Here is a 17,787-nt window from a genome sequence, read left to right on the forward strand (position 1 = left end):
CCGCTGGCTGATGTTGATCAGGCAATGAAGATCGAAACGTGGGAGGGGGCTTGCTCCCGATAGCAACGGATCAATCAAATATGTTCTAACTGACCCTCGGCTATCGGGAGCAAACCCCCTCCCACATTGGATTTGTTTTGGCCGGACAAATCGCGGTAGCCGGCGCCAGGGTGGTTCGACGGCAACCTCGGGCCTTCACCAAACAACTTCTCGCGCAACGTGCCCTGAGCGTATTCCGTCTTGTACACGCCGCGCTTTTGCAACTCCGGCACCAGCAGCTCCACCGCGTCGATAAAGGTTTCGTGGGTCAGCGCATAGGCCAGGTTGAAGCCGTCCACGTCGGTCTCTTCCACCCACTCCTGCAGCAAGTCCGCCACCGTTTCCGGACCGCCGACAAACAGCGGGCCAAAACCCCCGATGCCGACCCAGTCGGCCAGCTCTTTGGGGGTCCAGACCTTGTTCGGATCGGCCGTGGAAAACGCTTCCACCGCTGACTGAATGGCGTTGGTATGCACATGCTTGAGCGGCTCGTCGGGCTTGAACTGGCTGAAATCGATGCCGGTCCAGCCGGAGATCAGCGCCATGGCCCCTTCGTAGCTGACGTAGGATGTGTATTCGTCGAACTTGGCCTTGGCCTTCGCGTCGGTCTCGCCGACGATCACCGTCTGCAGATTGAAGATCAGGATCTTGCGCGGATCACGCCCGGCCTCGGCCGCACGGCGACGAATGTCGGCGACGGTCTTTTTCAGCTGCACTTTGGACGGCGCGGCGACAAACACACACTCGGCCTGTTCGGCGGCGAACTGCTTGCCACGGCTGGACGCGCCCGCCTGGTACAGCAACGGCGTGCGTTGCGGCGACGGTTCGCATAGGTGAATGCCGGGCACCTGGAAATGTTTGCCGACGTGGCGGATCTCGTGAATCTTGCTCGGGTCACTGAAAATCCGCCGCTCGCGGTCACGCAGCACGGCGCCGTCTTCCCAACTGCCTTCCCAGAGTTTGTAGCAAACCTCCAGGTACTCTTCGGCGTAGTCGTAGCGGGCATCGTGTTCGGTCTGGGCGTTCTGGCCGAGGTTCTTGGCGCCGCTTTCCAGGTAGGAGGTGACAATGTTCCAGCCGATCCGGCCCTTGGTCAGGTGGTCGAGGGTAGAAAGGCGCCGAGCGAACGGATACGGGTGTTCGAAGGACAACGACGCGGTCAGGCCAAAACCCAGGTGTTCGGTGACCAGCGCCATCGGTGCGATCAGCGACAGCGGATCGTTGACCGGCACTTGGGTCGCCTGGCGAATCGCCGCGTCGCCATTGCCGTTGTACACGTCGTAGATACCCAGCACGTCGGCGATAAACAAGCCGTCGAACTTGCCGCGCTCGAGGATTTTCGCCAGGTCGGTCCAGTATTCCAGGTCCTTGTACTGCCACGAGCGATCACGCGGGTGCGCCCACAGGCCGGGAGATTGGTGGCCGACGCAGTTCATGTCGAAGGCATTCAAGCGAATTTCACGGGCCATCAAACAGCACTCCCGGGGGCGACACCGTTGAGGTGGTAGTTGCCGACAATCTGGTACTTCCAGCGCAGCGGGTCTTCGAGGGTTGGCGCCAGCGCGGTGCGTTGGCCAGTCAGTTCGAATTCGGCGGCGCTGGCGAACAGCAACGCTTCGGCGGCGGCGATCTGCGCTTCGGTGAAGGCGACAGGCGTTGCGTGGGTTTGGGCGTACTCGAGCAACGCGGCGGCCACCTCCACGCGGATCTGCCAATCGCCGAAGCGGCTGATCACGTAGGGGTCATCACTTGTTTGCACACTACGGCGGGTGCTCTCCAGCAATTGGCGAGCCTGGTCCAGTGCGGTGGGTTGGGTCAGTGCATTCATAGGGCAGACTCCTCAGTTCCAGGCATGGCGTGCGGGTTTGACGCCGTTGAGCACGAAGTTACCGATCAGGTGGTATTTCCAGCGGGCCGGGTCGTGCAGGGTGTGGGTGCGCGCGTTGCGCCAGAAGCGGTCGAGGTTGTGCTTGCCGGTCACCGAGCGGGTACCGCCCAGTTCGAAGAGCTTGCTGCTGGCGAGCAACGCGGTTTCGGCCGACAGGACTTTGGCCTGGGCGACGATCAGCGAGGCGTTGGCGACGGTGTCTTCGTTCGGTTCGGCGAGGGCCTGGTCGACCGCTTTACCGGCCTTGGCGAGAATCGCTTCGGTGCCGTGTACGCGCCATTCCAAATCACCGATCGCGGCGAGGGTGAATGGGTCCTGCCAGCCGTGATCCTGTTGGCTGTCGATCCATGGACGGGCCTGGCGCGCGTAGATTTTCGCTTGTTCGAGAGCGCCCACGGCAATGCCGGTGTCGATCGCCGCCTGGATGATTTGCGAAATCGGGCCGTCGGCGGTCGGTTGATCGAACGCCAGATGCGCGGGAATCACCGCGCTCAGAGGCACTGTCACGCCGTCGAGGGTCACGCCGCCGCTGGCAGTGGTGCGCTGGCCGAAGCCGTCCCAACTGTCGATGACCGTGAGGCCCGGCGCATCGCGCTCGACGAAGGCAATAAAGGCATTGCCCTGTTCGTTGGTGCCGACGGCGGGCACGATATGGGCGAACAGCGCGCCGGTGCAGTAGAACTTCTCGCCATTGATCTGGGCGTGATCAGCGTGTACGCGAATCTGGGTGTCGAAGGTGCCGGCGTTTTTGCTCTTGGCTTCGGAGAACGCATTACCGAAACGGTAGCCGGCCAGGACCTTGCCGAAGTAGTGGCGCTTTTGCTCCTCGCTGCCGGTTTGCAGCAGGATATCCACCACACCCAGGTGGTTCTGCGGGATCTGCCCCAGGGACGGATCGGCGGCGGCGATCAACTTGATCACCTCGGCCACCGTCACATAGGACACTTCGGCACCGCCGTAAGCCTTGGGGATGGTGATACCCCACAGGCCACTGGCGGAAAACTCGTCGAGTTCGGCCACCGGCAGGCGGCGTTCGCGGTCGCGCACGCTGGCATCGACGGCGAAGCGTGCGGCCAGACGCGTGGCAACCTCGATGGCTTCAGCGTCTGAACGGATGATATGAGCAGGGTGTTGAGGGTGGGCTGACATGGGCCGACTCCAGAGTCCAAGGGGATACTGGAGTGATTGCAGGAGTCGTGCCTGAAACCAATCGTCAATAAAATCAGTGGGTTGCTAACATTTTAAGGCATGAGCACTCGCTTGCGATCGCGCAAAGTGCCCATCCACTGTTGCCCGGTAAACAGTTAGATCACCACATTGCGCACAAAGCACACCGCAACGTCGCCGTCATTGCGATAGGCGTGGGCCTGGCGGCTGGCAAACATGAAGAACTCACCGGCGGCGAGCGGTTTTTCCTGGTCATCCAGAATCAACGTCAGGCTGCCCTCGAATACGAACAACTGCACGCTCCAGCCATCCGGGTCCGGCTCGGGGCTGTAGCGATCGCCCGGCTCCAGGCGCATTTCCCACAGTTCGACTTCACGCCGCGCCGTGGCTTTGGCGAGCAGCACGGCTTTGCTGCCAGGGATGTCCCCGGCCCAGGCCAGTTCGTTGATGCGGCTATGGTCAGGCGCGTCCGGTGCCTGGATCAGGTCGCTGAAGGCTACGTCCAGCGCTTCGGCGACACGGTCGAGGGTGGACAGGCTGACGTTTTTCTCGCCGGCCTCAATGGCCACCAGCATGCGCCGGCTGACCCCGGACTTTTCCGAGAGCGCTGTCTGGCTCAAGTCGGCGGCATGCCGCAGGCGACGAACATTCTGGCTGACGTGCTGCAGGACCGAGGCCCGTTGCGGATTTTCTTTGTGCACTATATTGCTCAATGGGTGGGTGTGCGCAGTATACTGCCCAGCGTGCGGCGCATTGTGCGTTCCGCGCCCTTCCCTTGCAAGACTGAGCCGCCATGACCACCCCGAATGCTCCCTCGCGTTTCAACCGCTTCAGCAAAGCCGAATGCATCCTGGTGTTCATCACCATGATCTGGGGCGGCACCTTTTTGCTGGTGCAGCACGCCATGACCGTCAGCGGGCCGATGTTTTTCGTGGGCCTGCGTTTTGCCGCGGCGGCGATCGTGGTCGGCTGCTTTTCCGTGCGCACCCTGCGCGACCTGACCCTGTTTGAGTTGAAAGCCGGGGTATTTATCGGCGTGGCGATCATGTTCGGCTACGGGTTGCAGACCATCGGCCTGCAGACGATTCTGAGCAGCCAGTCGGCATTTATTACCGCGCTCTATGTACCGTTCGTGCCGTTGTTGCAATGGCTGGTGCTGGGCCGTCGTCCGGGGTTGATGCCGAGCATTGGCATCATGCTGGCGTTCGCGGGGTTGATGCTGTTGACCGGCCCAGCCGGCGCCTCGCTGAATTTCAGCCCCGGCGAAATCGCCACGCTGATCGGCGCGGTGGCGATTGCCGCCGAGATCATCCTGATCAGCGCGTTTGCCGGGCAAGTGGACGTGCGTCGAGTGACCGTGGTGCAACTGGCCACGGCGTCGTTGTTGTCGTTCCTGATGGTGGTGCCGATGGGCGAGGCGCTGCCGGGGTTCTCCTGGTTGCTGTTGTTCAGCGCGGTGGGCCTGGGCTTGACCAGCGCAGTGATCCAAGTGGCGATGAACTGGGCGCAACAGAGCGTTTCGCCGACGCGGGCCACGTTGATTTATGCCGGGGAACCGGTGTGGGCCGGCGTGGTTGGGCGGATTGCCGGGGAGCGGTTCCCGCCGATTGCCATGGTCGGGGCGGCGTTGATCGTGGCGGCGGTGGTGGTGAGTGAGCTGAAGACGCGCGGGCAGAAAGCCATCGAATTGCAAAATGCCAAGGAACAGGAGCAGCAGGGCTAAGGCCCGAGCTGTAGCGCTGGCAGTAAAATCGCCATTGTGGGCAAGCCCGGCGTCCACCTGGGGCGGTGGCGTTTGTGGGAAAGGGCGTTTGAAACAATGCCAAATGGGCGTTTTCAGCCTACCTTGTAGGATTCAGCCACATGTTGCCGTTTGGTGATCGACAAAGCGGCACGTATGATGCATCCCAAACTCCCGCAGATTAGAAGCCTATGTCCCTGATAGTTCTACTGCTTCTGCCTTTTATCGGCAGCTGTCTGGCGGCCTTGCTGCCGCACAATGCGCGCAACACCGAATCCCTGCTGGCCGGCCTTATTGCCCTGGCCGGTACCGTTCAAGTCGCCCTGCTCTACCCTCAAATCGCCCACGGCGGGGTGATCCGCGAAGAATTCATGTGGTTGCCCAGCCTGGGCGTGAATTTTGTCTTGCGCATGGATGGCTTCGCCTGGTTGTTCTCGATGCTGGTACTCGGCATCGGCACGCTGGTGTCCCTGTATGCGCGTTACTACATGTCGCCGGACGATCCGGTGCCACGCTTCTTTGCGTTTTTCCTGGCATTCATGGGGGCCATGCTCGGCCTGGTGATCTCCGGCAACCTGATCCAGATCGTGTTTTTCTGGGAACTGACCAGCCTGTTCTCGTTCCTGCTGATCGGCTACTGGCATCACCGCGCCGATGCGCGACGCGGTGCCTACATGGCGTTGATGGTCACCGGCGCGGGCGGTCTGTGCCTGCTGGCCGGGGTGATGCTGCTGGGGCATATCGTCGGCAGCTATGACCTGGACCGGGTACTGGCGGCGGGCGATCAGATTCGTGCGCACTCGCTGTACCCGGTCATGCTGGTCCTGGTGCTGGTTGGTGCCTTGAGCAAAAGCGCGCAGTTCCCGTTCCACTTCTGGCTGCCCCACGCCATGGCGGCACCGACGCCGGTATCGGCCTATTTGCATTCGGCGACGATGGTGAAGGCCGGCGTGTTCTTGCTGGCCCGCCTGTGGCCGTCGCTGTCCGGCAGCGACGAATGGTTCTGGATCGTCGGCGGTGCCGGCGCCGTGACCCTCCTGCTCGGCGCTTACTGCGCCATGTTCCAGAACGATCTCAAGGGTCTGCTGGCCTACTCCACCATCAGCCACCTCGGGCTGATCACCCTGCTGCTCGGCCTCAACAGCCCGCTGGCCGCCGTCGCTGCGGTGTTCCATATCCTCAACCATGCCACCTTCAAGGCCTCGCTGTTCATGGCGGCGGGCATCATCGACCACGAAAGCGGCACCCGCGATATTCGCAAGCTCAGCGGCCTGGTGCGCTTGATCCCGTTTACCGCGACTCTGGCGATGGTGGCCAGTGCGTCCATGGCTGGCGTGCCGTTGCTCAATGGCTTCCTGTCCAAAGAGATGTTCTTCGCTGAAACGGTGTTTATCTCAGCAACCGCCTGGGTGGAAATCACCCTGCCGGTGATCGCGACCATCGCCGGCACCTTCAGCGTGGCCTACGCGCTGCGCTTCACGGTGGATGTGTTCTTCGGCCCGCCCGCAACCGACCTGCCGCATACGCCCCATGAACCGCCGCGCTGGATGCGCGCGCCGGTGGAGCTGCTGGTGTTCACCTGCCTGCTGGTGGGGATATTCCCGGCCCAGGTGGTCGGCTCGATCCTCGCCGCCGCCGCGCTGCCGGTGGTCGGCGGGGTGTTGCCAGAATACAGCCTGGCCATCTGGCACGGCTGGAACGCACCGATGATCATGAGCCTGGTGGCAATGTCCGGCGGCGTGGTGCTTTACCTGCTGCTGCGCAAGCAACTCAAGCGCGGGCGCTTCAAGTACCCGCCGATCATCAGCTACTTCAATGGCAAGCGCGCCTTCGAACGCTGCCTGGTGGTGATGATGCGCGGCGTGCGCAGGATCGAGAAACGCATCAGTACCAAGCGCCTGCAGACGCAGTTGTTCCTGCTGGTGCTAGTCGCCGTGATCGGCGGCATGATCCCAATACTCAACAGCGGCCTCAGTTGGGGCGACCGGCCGAAGATCCCGGGGTCCATCGTATTCGTCACCCTGTGGCTGCTGGCGATTGCCTGCGCCCTCGGTGCCGCCTGGCAAGCCAAGTACCACCGGCTGGCGGCCCTGACCATGGTCAGCGTGTGCGGCATGATGACCTGCATCACCTTCGTGTGGTTCTCGGCGCCGGACCTGGCGCTGACGCAGTTGGTCGTGGAAGTGGTGACCACCGTGCTGATCCTGCTGGGCCTGCGCTGGCTGCCACGACGGATCGAAGAAGTCTCACCACTGCCCCATACGTTGCGCAAGGCACGCATTCGCCGGCTGCGCGACTTCCTGCTGTCCACCGTGGTCGGTGGCGGCATGGCGCTGCTGTCCTATGCCATGCTGACCCGCCAGACGCCCAACGATATTTCCTCGTTCTACCTGAGCCGCGCCCTCCCCGAAGGCGGCGGCAGCAATGTGGTAAACGTGATGCTGGTGGACTTCCGTGGCTTCGACACCCTGGGCGAAATCACTGTACTCGGCGCCGTGGCGCTGACTGTGTACGCGCTGCTACGGCGCTTCCGCCCCTCCAAGGAAAGCATGCAATTGCCCGCGCAACAGCGCCAACTCGCGCCGGACGCGGCCACCGACCTGATCAACCCACGCCAGGCCAGCGACACCGCGTTGGGCTACATGATGGTGCCGGCGGTGCTGGTGCGCCTGCTGCTGCCGATTGCGCTGGTGGTGTCGTTCTATCTGTTCATGCGCGGCCATAACCAGCCGGGCGGTGGTTTTGTCGCCGGCCTGGTGATGTCGGTGGCGTTTATCCTGCAATACATGGTCGCCGGCACCCAGTGGGTCGAGGCGCAGATGAGTTTGCGACCGATGCGCTGGATGGGCTTCGGCCTGTTCTCGGCGACCCTGACCGGCCTCGGTGCCTTGTTCGCCGGCTACCCGTTCCTCACCACCCATACCTGGCATTTGAGCTTGCCGGTGCTCGGCGACATCCATATCGCCAGCGCGCTGTTCTTCGACGTCGGCGTGTACGCCATGGTCGTCGGCTCGACGCTGCTGATGCTCACCGCTCTCGGTCACCAATCGGTGCGGGCCCATAAACCGAGCAACCAGCCGAAAACCGTTGCTACACCGGAAGGAGCCGCCTGATGGAAGAAGTCATCGCAATTGCCATTGGGGTCCTGGCGGCCTCCGGCGTCTGGTTGATCCTGCGACCACGGACGTTCCAGGTGGTGATGGGCCTGTGTCTGTTGTCATACGGGGTCAACCTGTTCATTTTCAGCATGGGTAGCCTGTTTATCGGCAAGGAGCCGATCATCAAGGACGGCGTGCCGCAAGACCTGTTGCACTACACCGACCCCCTGCCCCAGGCATTGGTGCTGACGGCGATCGTGATCAGCTTCGCCATGACCGCGCTGTTCCTCGTGGTACTGCTGGCGTCGCGGGGCCTGACCGGCACCGACCATGTGGACGGCCGGGAGCCCAAGGAATGACGTGGGTCAATCAACTGATCGTCGCGCCGATCCTGCTGCCGTTGCTGACCGCCGCCCTGATGCTGATGCTCGGCGAGAAGCACCGCCCGCTCAAGGCGCGTATCAACCTGTTCTCCAGCGTGCTCGGCCTCGGTATCGCGATCTTGCTGCTGTACTGGACACAACAAGGTGGCCCCGGTTCGATCGGCGTGTACCTGCCCGGCAACTGGCAAGTGCCGTTCGGCATCGTGCTGGTGGTGGACCAACTGTCGGCGCTGATGCTGGTACTCACCGGGATCATCGGCGTGAGTGCGCTGCTGTTCGCCATGGCCCGCTGGGACCGCGCGGGCACCAGTTTCCATGCGTTGTTCCAGATCCAGATGATGGGCCTCTACGGCGCCTTTCTCACCGCCGACCTGTTCAACCTGTTCGTGTTCTTCGAGGTGTTGCTGGCGGCTTCCTACGGTTTGATGCTCCACGGTTCCGGCCGTGCGCGGGTGTCGTCGGGGCTGCATTACATCGCGATCAACCTGCTGGCGTCGTCGCTGTTCCTGATCGGCGCGGCGCTGATCTATGGCGTCACCGGCACGCTGAACTTCGCTGACCTGGCGCTGAAAATCCCACTGGTGCCCGAGGCCGATCGCGGTCTGTTGCACGCGGGGGCGGCGATCCTCGCCACCGCGTTCCTGGCCAAGGCCGGCATGTGGCCGCTGAATTTCTGGCTGGCGCCTGCGTACTCATCGGCCAGCGCGCCGGTGGCGGCGATGTTCGCGATCATGACCAAGGTCGGCGTGTACACCGTGCTACGCCTGTGGACCCTGCTGTTCTCCAGCCAGGCCGGGGCGTCGGCGCTGTTCGGCGGCGACTGGCTGGTGTACGGCGGCATGGCGACCATCATCTGCGCGGCGCTGGCGATGGTGGCTGCGCAGCGCCTGGAGCGCATGGCCAGCTTGAGCATCCTGGTCTCGGCCGGCATCCTGCTGTCGTCGGTGGGTTTCGCCCAGCCCAGCCTGACAGCCGGGGCACTGTTCTATCTGGTCAGTTCCACACTGGCCTTGAGCGCGCTGTTCCTGCTGGCCGAATTGATCGAACGCTCGCGCTCGGCCAACGACCTGCCGCTGGACGAGGAGATCGACGCGCTGCCCAAAGCCATGGAATCCCTGCATCCACGCCCCGGCGTCAACCTCGATGACGAGCAGAAAGCCGTGGTCGGCCAGGTGATCCCCTGGACCATGGCATTCCTCGGCTTGAGCTTTGTCGCCTGCGCGCTGCTGATCATCGGCATGCCGCCGCTGTCAGGGTTTATCGGCAAGCTCAGCCTGTTGAGCGCGCTGGTCAATCCGCTGGGCTTGGGGCATTCGGTGGATGAGCCCATCCGCCCTGCCGCGTGGGGCCTGGTGACGTTGCTGATCCTGTCCGGCCTGGCCTCGCTGATCGCCTTCGCCCGCCTGGGCATCCAACGCTTCTGGACCCCAGAAGAGCGCCCTTCACCGCTGCTACGCCGTTACGAGTGCGTGCCGATCTTCTTCCTGCTCGGCCTGAGCATCCTGCTGACCTTCAAGGCCGAGCCGCTGATGCGCTATACCCTCGACACCGCCAAGCGCCTGAACAACCCGGAACAGTATGTGATGGCGGTCATGGCCACACGCCCGGTACCCAGCCCTGAAGCCAAGACCGCCGCGCTGGAGGTGCAGCCATGAAGCGCCTGTTCCCGGCCCCGTGGTTGTCGCTGGCGTTGTGGGTGTTGTGGCTGGTGCTGAACCTGTCCGTGAGCCCTGGCAACCTGCTGCTGGGCGCGCTGTTGGGCGTCCTCGCGCCGCTGCTGATGGCGCCGCTGCGCCCGTTGCCGATTCGTATCCATCGTCCCGGAGTGATCATTCGCCTGTTCTTCCGGGTAGGCCGTGACGTGATCGTCTCCAACCTGAAAGTGGCCTGGGGCGTGCTGGTGTGCGGCTCGCGGCCACCGCGTTCGCGCTTTATCAAAATCCCCCTGGACCTGCGCGACGCCAACGGCCTGGCCGTGTTGTCGATGATCACCAGCGTGACCCCAGGCACCGTCTGGTCGGAACTTGCCCTGGACCGCAGCATCCTGTTGTTGCACGTCTTCGACCTGGACGATGAAGCGCAGTTTATCCAGCACTTCAAACACGACTACGAACGGCCCTTGATGGAGATCTTCGAATGAGCGCCCTGCTCGCCAATGCGATCCTGTTCAGCCTGTTCCTGTTCTCGCTGGCCATGGCGCTGACGCTGATCCGCCTGTTCAAAGGCCCCTCGGCCCAGGACCGGGTCCTGGCGCTGGACTACCTGTACATCCTGGCGATGCTGATGATGCTGGTGCTGGGCATTCGGTATGCCAGTGATACCTACTTCGAAGCGGCGCTGTTGATCGCGCTGTTTGGCTTTGTCGGGTCATTTGCCCTGGCCAAATTCCTGCTGCGTGGCGAGGTGATCGAATGATGCCGTTATGGATTGAAGTGTGCATGGCCGTGTTGCTGGTGCTGAGCAGCGTGTTTGCACTGATTGGCGCAATCGGGTTGCTGCGCATGAAGGATTTCTTCCAGCGCATGCACCCGCCGGCACTGGCCTCGACGCTGGGCGCGTGGAGCGTGGCGTTGGCGTCGATCATCTATTTTTCGGTACTCAAGTCCACGCCGGTGCTGCATGGCTGGCTGATCCCGATCTTGTTGTCGATCACGGTGCCGGTGACGACGCTGCTGCTGGCGCGCACGGCGTTGTTCCGCAAGCGCATGGCCGGTGACGATGTGCCCGCCGAGGTCAGCAGCCGTCGCTGAGTGCTGAAGCGAACACGGTCAAAAAATGTGGGCGGGGGCTTGCTCCCGATAGCGGTGTGTCAGTCAATGCATCTGTCGCTGACACACCGCTATCGGGAGCAAGCCCCCTCCCACATTTGGATCGACGCTAGGCGAAGGACCGGATGTGTGCCGCCAACTCCGCCAATTCGGCATCATCCGCCCGATCCGAATCGTGCGACGAGATATACCCTTCATAGGCCTCAAAGAACTTATCCACCTTCGAGCTCAACGGTTTGAACGTGCTGTATTGCCCCGTCCCATGCATGGGAAACAGCTTCGCATGCAGATGATCCACCCCGTACCCTTCGAGGATCATCCCCGTGCGCGCCACATCGGGAAACGCCCGGTCAATCTGCAGCGCCGTTTTCTTCGCCGCCACAACCAGACCTGCCAGCACTTCATCCGACTGTGCAAACGCATAACTGCCGTAATGTTGCTTGGGGATCACCACGCTGAAACCTGGGGTGTTGGGGAAAATAGACAGGAAGGCCATATGGTGTTCGTCTTCCCACAGAATGTGGGCCGGGGAGGTTTGTCGGACAATGCTGCAGAAAATACAATCCATTTGAATCACCGTCAGTTTCATCATGGGTCGGGTTATGGCAACTATCTAAAAGCACGCTTCGGCCGGCGTCAAAAAAACCGTAGAAACGAGAACTTTCCGACATCTTTTTAGGGTTGCCCCTCGGAAGATGCATCACTAATCTTCGGCGGTCGCTGCAAATTCAGCGACCGGGTTTCGCAGCCCGGTTAAACTCTAGACGCACAGCGTCCACCTCAGATAGCGGGCGCTTTTTTATGCCTGATGTTATGGCGGCTGTGCGCGGGATACCTTCGGGTATGCCGGGTGCCTAGAGTCCCGGTCTGCGAACCTGCGTACAGCTGCCACCCGGGTATCGTTTCGCAGCGATGGGTGGTGGCTCCAATACTCTAGGAGCTAAGTCATGATTAAAGACAGTCCGAATCCGCCATCGAATTCAAACGCGTTTCAAGCTGCTGCTCATCGAGCGATTAACCATTATTTGAACTCACCCAAGAACACCGAACAGCCTGCACCAAACCATGGCCTCTTTGCCGTGCGCGATGGCGTGGATGCCGAGACACTTCTGGTCAATGCGTCGGAGGATCTTGCGTCAGCTCAGGCACTGGCGAGCCATTTGGCGTTCGAGATTGATGGCGCTTCGCGTAGCGTGGCGCTAGGAATTTGCCGAATGCTGGAGGGAATTGAATTATTAGTGGATAGAGCATTGGATCAGTATCCACTCCCAGCTCAGCGTTAGGACGAGAGCGACCTTACAACTGGCGTATCTATGAGGGGAGTAAATAGATACGCTCCTGCTACTTGATCGCAGCCGACGTGAACCTGATCTAGGGTTTTGATATTTTGCGGATTGAAGCGATTAATTTCTGTACCAACATTCCAACTGGATCGCTTGGATAGCCCAAGGAAAAACTCACTAACGCGTCTTAAAAAGCCAAAAGGAAACAGGGCAAATGGATTCACGCACCTTCAACATCCAGCAGATGTTCCAAGACAGGCGTCAGTATCGAGTTCCGTTCTACCAACGGCCCTACGTATGGAGTCGAGAAGACCAATGGGAGCGCCTTTGGGAAGACATACGCGACAAAGCAGAATCTCGTCTTACAGGCGATAAGGCAGTGCCTCATTTTATGGGGGCCGTCGTGCTGGAACCCCAAAAGAAGACAGGCCTGTTAGGAGTCGAGCGACACCACATCATTGATGGACAACAACGTTTGACAACGATGCAATATGTACTGACTGCATTGATGCACGCTTTGCGCGAATGGGAACAGCCAAATTTCCTGCCCGTCATCGAAACCTGTCTACGCAACAGCAACCAAGAGACCATGGAAGAAAAAGAGGTAGAGCTTTTCAAGCTCTGGCCCACATTTCGAGACCGTCATCAATATACCCAAGCGATGACGGCTATATCGATCGACGACCTGCGTGAAAGATTTCCTTCGAGCTTTACGCAAAGCGGCAGTATTCGAAAAATAGGCATTCACCATCCTCCAGCACTAGAAGCGATTGTATTTTTCCGTAATGCGATGATCGAATGGGGAGAGAGTCAGACGGAAGAGTCTTACCACACCGTCGCAGTGGCTTTAGCGACAGCTGTCCTTACAGACCTTTCAATAGTATGCATTTCACTGGGCGAAGACGACGATGCCCAAGTCATATTTGAAACACTCAATGGTCATGGCGCACAACTCCATGCGACCGATTTAATTCGCAACTTCATTTTTATGCGTGCCGGATTGAATGCTGATGATCTTTACAAAAATCTCTGGTCCAGATTTGAAGATGAATTATGGTCAGAGCCACAGTCACGTGGCCGACTCAACCGGCCCCGACTGGAGTGGTTCGTACAAACCGTACTGCAAGCAGAAACTGCTGAAGAAATAGATATCGGACGGTTATACGCTGGCTATCGCCGTTTTGTGGATGACACACCGAAACTATACAGCGCAGACGCCCAACTTGAGTTGCTCAACAGCCACGCCGAACACTATCGTAATTTGGTAAAAGGCAATGGAGAGACACCCATTGGCATATTCGGTCGACGCGTTGCTGCGTGGGATGCTTCTCCTACGCACGCCTTGGCGCTCAAGGTTGCTTCATCGTATCTTTCGTTTGAAGACCAGCACAACATTTTTGACTGCATAGAATCATATCTAGTGCGCCGGGCGGTATGCGGACTCACCAGAAAAAGCTACAACAAAGTTTTTGCACAACAACTGAAAAAACTTCAAGCTGGAGAACTAAGCGCCACTGCGTTTCGAAACAACTTGGCTGAACCGCTTGGGGACGCTTCGCGCTGGCCAACTGACGAAGAGTTTCTACACCATTGGCTGGAAGGTGATATTTATCCAGGTCGCCTCGATGCGATAAAACTACGGACCACCTTCCACCGTCTAGAAACGGCACTCCGTACAGAGCGAAGTGAAGAGCGCGTGCCATTGGCGTTGGATACCTTAGACATCGACCACATCCTTCCTCAGTCTTGGTATGCGCACTGGCCACTCTCCGACGGTACACTTTCAACCGCTGCTGAAGCAACTGAAGCGTACAAACTTGAATATGTATCAGGCCACTTAGACAATCGATCACAAGCCATTCTTAATCGTGAATACTCCGTACCTCGCATGGGCAATCTCACGCTCGTACACTATGGAGTTAACCGTTCACTGCAAAATCATGCATATTCTCAGAAGCGACAGGCATTGTTTGAACACTCAAATCTTCATCTAAATCGTGAGTTGATGCAAATAACTCAGTGGAACGAAACAACTATCACTGAACGTGGCGCCAAATTATTTGAGGTCGCACGGACATTGTGGATTGGTCCAAGTACGTGACGCAGGCCAGCACCTACATTTGATTGGAGCTCTGTCACGGTTTCAGACGCTTAGCCCCATTAAAAAAACGCCCCGAACCAGTCGGGGCGTTTTTCATTCAGCGCTGACTGATCAAACCTGATCAGCCAACCGCCACGTCGTCCCACCCTTGCCGTCTTCCAACACCACACCCATCGCGGTCAGTTGGTCACGGATGCGGTCGGACTCCGCCCAGTCCTTGTTGGCCCGAGCGGCCAAACGCGCCTGGATCAGCGCGTCCACTTCAGCCGCATCCACACGCCCTTCAGCGCCGGCTTGCAGGAAGTCTTCGGCTTGCATCTGCAACACGCCCAACACGCTGGCCAGTTCTTTCAAGCGCGCAGCCAGGCCGGCCGCTGCGTCGAGATCGCTCTCACGCAGGCGGTTGATCTCGCGCACCATCTCGAACAGCACCGCGCAGGCTTCCGGTGTGCCGAAGTCGTCGTTCATCACTTCGGTAAACCGTGCCACGAACGCTTCGCCGCCGGCCGGGGCCACGCAGGGCAGGCCTTTCAACGCGTGGTAGAAACGCTCCAGGGCGCCTTTGGCATCCTTGAGGTTGTCTTCCGAGTAGTTGATCGCGCTGCGATAGTGGCTCGACACCAACAGGTAACGCACCACTTCCGGATGGTACTTTTCCAGCACGTCGCGGATGGTGAAGAAGTTGTTCAAGGACTTGGACATCTTCTCGCCATTGATGCGGATCATGCCGCAGTGCATCCAGGCGTTGGCGTAGGTCTTGCCGGTGGCGGCTTCGCTTTGGGCGATTTCGTTTTCGTGGTGCGGGAACTCGAGGTCGCTGCCGCCGCCATGAATGTCGAAGGTCTCGCCCAGGCAGCAGGTGGACATCACCGAGCATTCGATGTGCCAGCCCGGACGCCCGGCGCCCCATGGCGATTCCCAGCTCGGCTCGCCGGGCTTGGTGCCTTTCCAGAGCACGAAGTCGAGCGGGTCTTGCTTGGCTTCGTCGACTTCGATACGCGCGCCGATGCGCAGGTCTTCGATTTTCTTGCGCGACAGCTTGCCGTAGCCCATGAACTTGGCGACGCGGTAGTACACGTCGCCATTGCCTGGGGCGTAGGCGTAGCCCTTGTCGATCAAGGTCTGGATCATCGCGTGCATGCCCGGGATATGGTCCGTGGCGCGCGGTTCCATGTCCGGCTTGAGGATGTTGAGGCGCGCCTCATCCTCGTGCATCGCGGCGATCATGCGCGCGGTCAGCGCGTCGAACGACTCGCCGTTTTCATTGGCGCGGTTGATGATCTTGTCGTCGATGTCGGTGATGTTGCGCACATAGGTCAAGTCGTAGCCGCTGAAACGCAACCAGCGGGTCACCAGGTCAAAGGCGACCATGCTGCGGCCGTGGCCGATGTGGCAGTAGTCGTACACGGTCATGCCGCACACGTACATGCGCACCTTGTTGCCATCCAGCGGCTTGAAGACTTCTTTGCTCTTGCTGAGCGTGTTGTAGATCGTTAGCACGACGGTTCCTTAAATCACTGGCCCCACGAATCACGCAAGGTCACGGTACGGTTGAATACCGGGTGACCAGGTTTCGAGTCCTTGATATCCGCGCAGAAGTAACCTTCGCGCTCGAACTGGAAACGGTCTTCCGGCTGTGCATTGCCAAGGGATGGCTCGGCACGACAACCCGTGAGTACTTGCAGGGAGTTCGGATTGATGTTGTCGAGGAAGCTCGCGCTGTCTTCGGCTTTCTCAGGGTTCGGCGAACGGAACAGACGATCGTACAGACGCACTTCGCACTCGACGCTGGCAGCGGCCGGCACCCAGTGGACCACGCCTTTGACCTTGCGGCCTTCAGGGTTCTTGCCCAGGGTCTCTGGGTCATACGAGCAACGCAGTTCGACGATATTACCCTCGGCGTCCTTGATCGCTTCGTCGGCGCGGATCACGTAGCTGCCGCGCAGGCGCACTTCGCCGGCAGGTTCCAGGCGCTTGTAGCCTTTTGGCGGCTCTTCCATGAAGTCGTCATGGTCGATATAGATTTCACGGGCAAATGGCAGTGCGCGCACGCCCATGTCTTCTTTCGGGTGGCGTGGCAGTTCGAGGTTCTCGACCTGGCCTTCCGGGTAGTTGGTGATCACGACTTTCAGCGGGCGCAGCACGCACATGGCACGCGGGGCGCTGTGGTCGAGGTCGTCACGGATGCTGAATTCGAGCATGCCGAAGTCGACCACACCGTCGGAACGGTTGGTGCCGACCATTTCGCAGAAGTTGCGGATGGATTTGGGCGTGTAGCCGCGACGACGGAAGCCCGACAGCGTCGACATGCGTGGGTCGTCCCAGCCGTTGACGTGCTTTTCATCCACCAGTTGCTTGAGCTTGCGCTTGCTGGTGATGGTGTAGTTCAGGTTCAGGCGGCTGAATTCGTACTGGCGCGGCTGTGCCGGAACCGGCAAGTGCTCCAGGAACCATTCGTACAGCGGACGGTGGCTTTCGAACTCCAGGGTGCAGATGGAGTGGGTGATGCCTTCGATGGCGTCCGACTGACCGTGGGTGAAGTCGTAGTTCGGGTAGATGCACCACTTGTCACCGGTCTGATGGTGGTGGGCATGGCGGATGCGGTACATGATCGGGTCGCGCAGGTTCATGTTCGGCGAGGCCATGTCGATCTTGGCACGCAGTACACGGGCGCCATCGGCGAACTCACCGGCGCGCATGCGGGCGAACCAGTCCAGGTTCTCTTCCACGGAACGGTCGCGGAACGGGCTGTTCTTGCCCGGCTCGGTCAGGCTGCCACGGTATTCCTTGGCCTGTTCAGGGGTGAGGTCGTCGACGTAGGCCTTGCCGGCCTTGATCAGTAAGATGGCCCAATCGAACAACTGGTCGAAATACTTGGACGCATAGCGCACTTCACCGGACCATTCGAAGCCCAGCCACTTGATGTCGCTTTCGATGGCGTCGATGTATTCCTGGTCTTCCTTGGCCGGGTTGGTGTCGTCGAAACGCAGGTGCGTGACGCCACCGAACTCCTGGGCCAGACCGAAGTTCACACAGATCGACTTGGCGTGACCGATGTGCAGGTAACCGTTGGGCTCTGGCGGGAAGCGGGTGACGATCTGCGTGTGCTTGCCCGAATCCAGGTCCGCCTGGATGATCGGGCGCAGGAAGTTGACCGTGGCGGCAGGGCCGGCCTTGGCGTTCGAGGTAGGGTCGACAGTGGGCTTGCTCATAATATCCTTGAACAGACGAGTACGTGGCCTTGGTCAGGCCAGATAAAACAAAGGGCTTATCATAGCCGAAGCGGCCAACCGCCTGACAGAGCGCGGCCCAAAACTGC

16 protein-coding genes are annotated in these 17,787 nt (G+C 60.1%); 9 read left to right on the plus strand and 7 right to left on the minus strand.

What is annotated here, in order from left to right:
- Positions 1 to 74 precede the first annotated feature (74 nt).
- The 4 genes from P3S72_RS18770 to P3S72_RS18785 all read right to left on the minus strand — a co-directional run bounded on the left by P3S72_RS18770 (position 75) and on the right by P3S72_RS18785 (position 3,795).
- Positions 75 to 1,508 (minus strand): LLM class flavin-dependent oxidoreductase, encoded by a 1,434-nt coding sequence (locus P3S72_RS18770; RefSeq protein ID WP_276193560.1) that lies wholly within the window; start codon positions 1,506 to 1,508, stop codon positions 75 to 77.
- Complete coding sequence (locus P3S72_RS18775) at positions 1,508 to 1,867, minus strand: acyl-CoA dehydrogenase (RefSeq protein WP_276193561.1); 360 nt, start codon at positions 1,865 to 1,867, stop codon at positions 1,508 to 1,510. Before P3S72_RS18775 ends, P3S72_RS18770 begins: the two co-directional genes overlap by 1 nt.
- Before the next feature lie 12 nt (positions 1,868 to 1,879).
- Positions 1,880 to 3,076 carry an SfnB family sulfur acquisition oxidoreductase gene (locus P3S72_RS18780; protein ID WP_276193562.1) on the minus strand — a complete coding sequence of 399 codons (1,197 nt, stop codon included), beginning with the start codon at positions 3,074 to 3,076 and terminating at the stop codon, positions 1,880 to 1,882.
- Positions 3,077 to 3,231: 155 nt separating this feature from the next.
- Entirely contained in the window at positions 3,232 to 3,795 is a 564-nt protein-coding gene (locus tag P3S72_RS18785) for an XRE family transcriptional regulator (protein WP_276193563.1), read from the minus strand.
- A gap of 92 nt (positions 3,796 to 3,887) precedes the next feature.
- On the opposite strand from P3S72_RS18785, the gene P3S72_RS18790 reads away from it, so the two are divergent.
- The 7 genes from P3S72_RS18790 to P3S72_RS18820 all read left to right on the plus strand — a co-directional run bounded on the left by P3S72_RS18790 (position 3,888) and on the right by P3S72_RS18820 (position 11,066).
- Positions 3,888 to 4,817 carry a DMT family transporter gene (locus P3S72_RS18790; RefSeq protein WP_276193564.1) on the plus strand — a complete coding sequence of 310 codons (930 nt, stop codon included), beginning with the start codon at positions 3,888 to 3,890 and terminating at the stop codon, positions 4,815 to 4,817.
- 209 nt (positions 4,818 to 5,026) lie between these two features.
- The gene (locus P3S72_RS18795; protein ID WP_276193565.1) at positions 5,027 to 7,948 is read left to right on the plus strand and encodes a monovalent cation/H+ antiporter subunit A; all 2,922 of its coding nucleotides are present in this window, start codon (positions 5,027 to 5,029) and stop codon (positions 7,946 to 7,948) included.
- Complete coding sequence (locus P3S72_RS18800; protein WP_007986256.1) at positions 7,948 to 8,292, plus strand: Na+/H+ antiporter subunit C; 345 nt, start codon at positions 7,948 to 7,950, stop codon at positions 8,290 to 8,292. Before P3S72_RS18795 ends, P3S72_RS18800 begins: the two co-directional genes overlap by 1 nt.
- On the plus strand, positions 8,289 to 9,971 hold the full coding sequence (locus P3S72_RS18805) for a monovalent cation/H+ antiporter subunit D (RefSeq protein WP_276193566.1): 1,683 nt from the start codon (positions 8,289 to 8,291) through the stop codon (positions 9,969 to 9,971). The genes P3S72_RS18800 and P3S72_RS18805 overlap by 4 nt, the downstream gene beginning before the upstream one ends.
- Entirely contained in the window at positions 9,968 to 10,456 is a 489-nt protein-coding gene (locus P3S72_RS18810; protein ID WP_276193567.1) for a Na+/H+ antiporter subunit E, read from the plus strand. The genes P3S72_RS18805 and P3S72_RS18810 overlap by 4 nt, the downstream gene beginning before the upstream one ends.
- The gene (locus P3S72_RS18815; protein ID WP_276193568.1) at positions 10,453 to 10,731 is read left to right on the plus strand and encodes a K+/H+ antiporter subunit F; all 279 of its coding nucleotides are present in this window, start codon (positions 10,453 to 10,455) and stop codon (positions 10,729 to 10,731) included. Before P3S72_RS18810 ends, P3S72_RS18815 begins: the two co-directional genes overlap by 4 nt.
- Entirely contained in the window at positions 10,728 to 11,066 is a 339-nt protein-coding gene (locus P3S72_RS18820; protein WP_276193569.1) for a Na+/H+ antiporter subunit G, read from the plus strand. Before P3S72_RS18815 ends, P3S72_RS18820 begins: the two co-directional genes overlap by 4 nt.
- A gap of 127 nt (positions 11,067 to 11,193) precedes the next feature.
- Here the strand turns inward: P3S72_RS18820 and P3S72_RS18825 are convergent, their stop codons facing one another.
- On the minus strand, positions 11,194 to 11,652 hold the full coding sequence (locus P3S72_RS18825; RefSeq protein ID WP_276197956.1) for an HIT family protein: 459 nt from the start codon (positions 11,650 to 11,652) through the stop codon (positions 11,194 to 11,196).
- A gap of 379 nt (positions 11,653 to 12,031) precedes the next feature.
- On the opposite strand from P3S72_RS18825, the gene P3S72_RS18830 reads away from it, so the two are divergent.
- Together P3S72_RS18830 and P3S72_RS18835 are read left to right on the plus strand one after the other, a co-directional pair.
- Positions 12,032 to 12,367 carry a DUF6124 family protein gene (locus P3S72_RS18830; RefSeq protein WP_276193570.1) on the plus strand — a complete coding sequence of 112 codons (336 nt, stop codon included), beginning with the start codon at positions 12,032 to 12,034 and terminating at the stop codon, positions 12,365 to 12,367.
- Between the two features lie 214 nt (positions 12,368 to 12,581).
- Entirely contained in the window at positions 12,582 to 14,468 is a 1,887-nt protein-coding gene (locus tag P3S72_RS18835; protein WP_276193571.1) for a DUF262 domain-containing HNH endonuclease family protein, read from the plus strand.
- A 111-nt stretch (positions 14,469 to 14,579) separates the two neighbouring features.
- Here P3S72_RS18835 and cysS read toward each other — a convergent pair whose 3' ends face one another.
- Both cysS and P3S72_RS18845 read right to left on the minus strand, forming a co-directional pair.
- Positions 14,580 to 15,968, minus strand: a complete 1,389-nt coding sequence (cysS, locus tag P3S72_RS18840; protein ID WP_276193572.1) for a cysteine--tRNA ligase — start codon at positions 15,966 to 15,968, stop codon at positions 14,580 to 14,582.
- 14 nt (positions 15,969 to 15,982) lie between these two features.
- Complete coding sequence (locus P3S72_RS18845) at positions 15,983 to 17,680, minus strand: glutamine--tRNA ligase/YqeY domain fusion protein (protein ID WP_276193573.1); 1,698 nt, start codon at positions 17,678 to 17,680, stop codon at positions 15,983 to 15,985.
- Positions 17,681 to 17,787: the final 107 nt, after the last annotated feature.

Origin of the sequence: Pseudomonas sp. D3, assembly GCF_029320995.1 — a bacterium.
In the GTDB taxonomy this organism is placed as follows: Bacteria; Pseudomonadota; Gammaproteobacteria; order Pseudomonadales; family Pseudomonadaceae; genus Aquipseudomonas; species Aquipseudomonas paraveronii.

What these genes read in the sequence shown, in the direction of transcription:
- P3S72_RS18770 (WP_276193560.1), bottom strand. Translation starts at nt 1,508, where the DNA reads ATGGCCCGTGAAATTCGCTTGAATGCCTTCGACATGAACTGCGTCGGC.
- P3S72_RS18775 (WP_276193561.1), bottom strand. Translation starts at nt 1,867, where the DNA reads ATGAATGCACTGACCCAACCCACCGCACTGGACCAGGCTCGCCAATTG.
- P3S72_RS18780 (WP_276193562.1), bottom strand. Translation starts at nt 3,076, where the DNA reads ATGTCAGCCCACCCTCAACACCCTGCTCATATCATCCGTTCAGACGCT.
- P3S72_RS18790 (WP_276193564.1), top strand. Translation starts at nt 3,888, where the DNA reads ATGACCACCCCGAATGCTCCCTCGCGTTTCAACCGCTTCAGCAAAGCC.
- P3S72_RS18795 (WP_276193565.1), top strand. Translation starts at nt 5,027, where the DNA reads ATGTCCCTGATAGTTCTACTGCTTCTGCCTTTTATCGGCAGCTGTCTG.
- P3S72_RS18800 (WP_007986256.1), top strand. Translation starts at nt 7,948, where the DNA reads ATGGAAGAAGTCATCGCAATTGCCATTGGGGTCCTGGCGGCCTCCGGC.
- P3S72_RS18805 (WP_276193566.1), top strand. Translation starts at nt 8,289, where the DNA reads ATGACGTGGGTCAATCAACTGATCGTCGCGCCGATCCTGCTGCCGTTG.
- P3S72_RS18810 (WP_276193567.1), top strand. Translation starts at nt 9,968, where the DNA reads ATGAAGCGCCTGTTCCCGGCCCCGTGGTTGTCGCTGGCGTTGTGGGTG.
- P3S72_RS18815 (WP_276193568.1), top strand. Translation starts at nt 10,453, where the DNA reads ATGAGCGCCCTGCTCGCCAATGCGATCCTGTTCAGCCTGTTCCTGTTC.
- P3S72_RS18820 (WP_276193569.1), top strand. Translation starts at nt 10,728, where the DNA reads ATGATGCCGTTATGGATTGAAGTGTGCATGGCCGTGTTGCTGGTGCTG.
- P3S72_RS18825 (WP_276197956.1), bottom strand. Translation starts at nt 11,652, where the DNA reads ATGGATTGTATTTTCTGCAGCATTGTCCGACAAACCTCCCCGGCCCAC.
- P3S72_RS18830 (WP_276193570.1), top strand. Translation starts at nt 12,032, where the DNA reads ATGATTAAAGACAGTCCGAATCCGCCATCGAATTCAAACGCGTTTCAA.
- P3S72_RS18835 (WP_276193571.1), top strand. Translation starts at nt 12,582, where the DNA reads ATGGATTCACGCACCTTCAACATCCAGCAGATGTTCCAAGACAGGCGT.
- P3S72_RS18845 (WP_276193573.1), bottom strand. Translation starts at nt 17,680, where the DNA reads ATGAGCAAGCCCACTGTCGACCCTACCTCGAACGCCAAGGCCGGCCCT.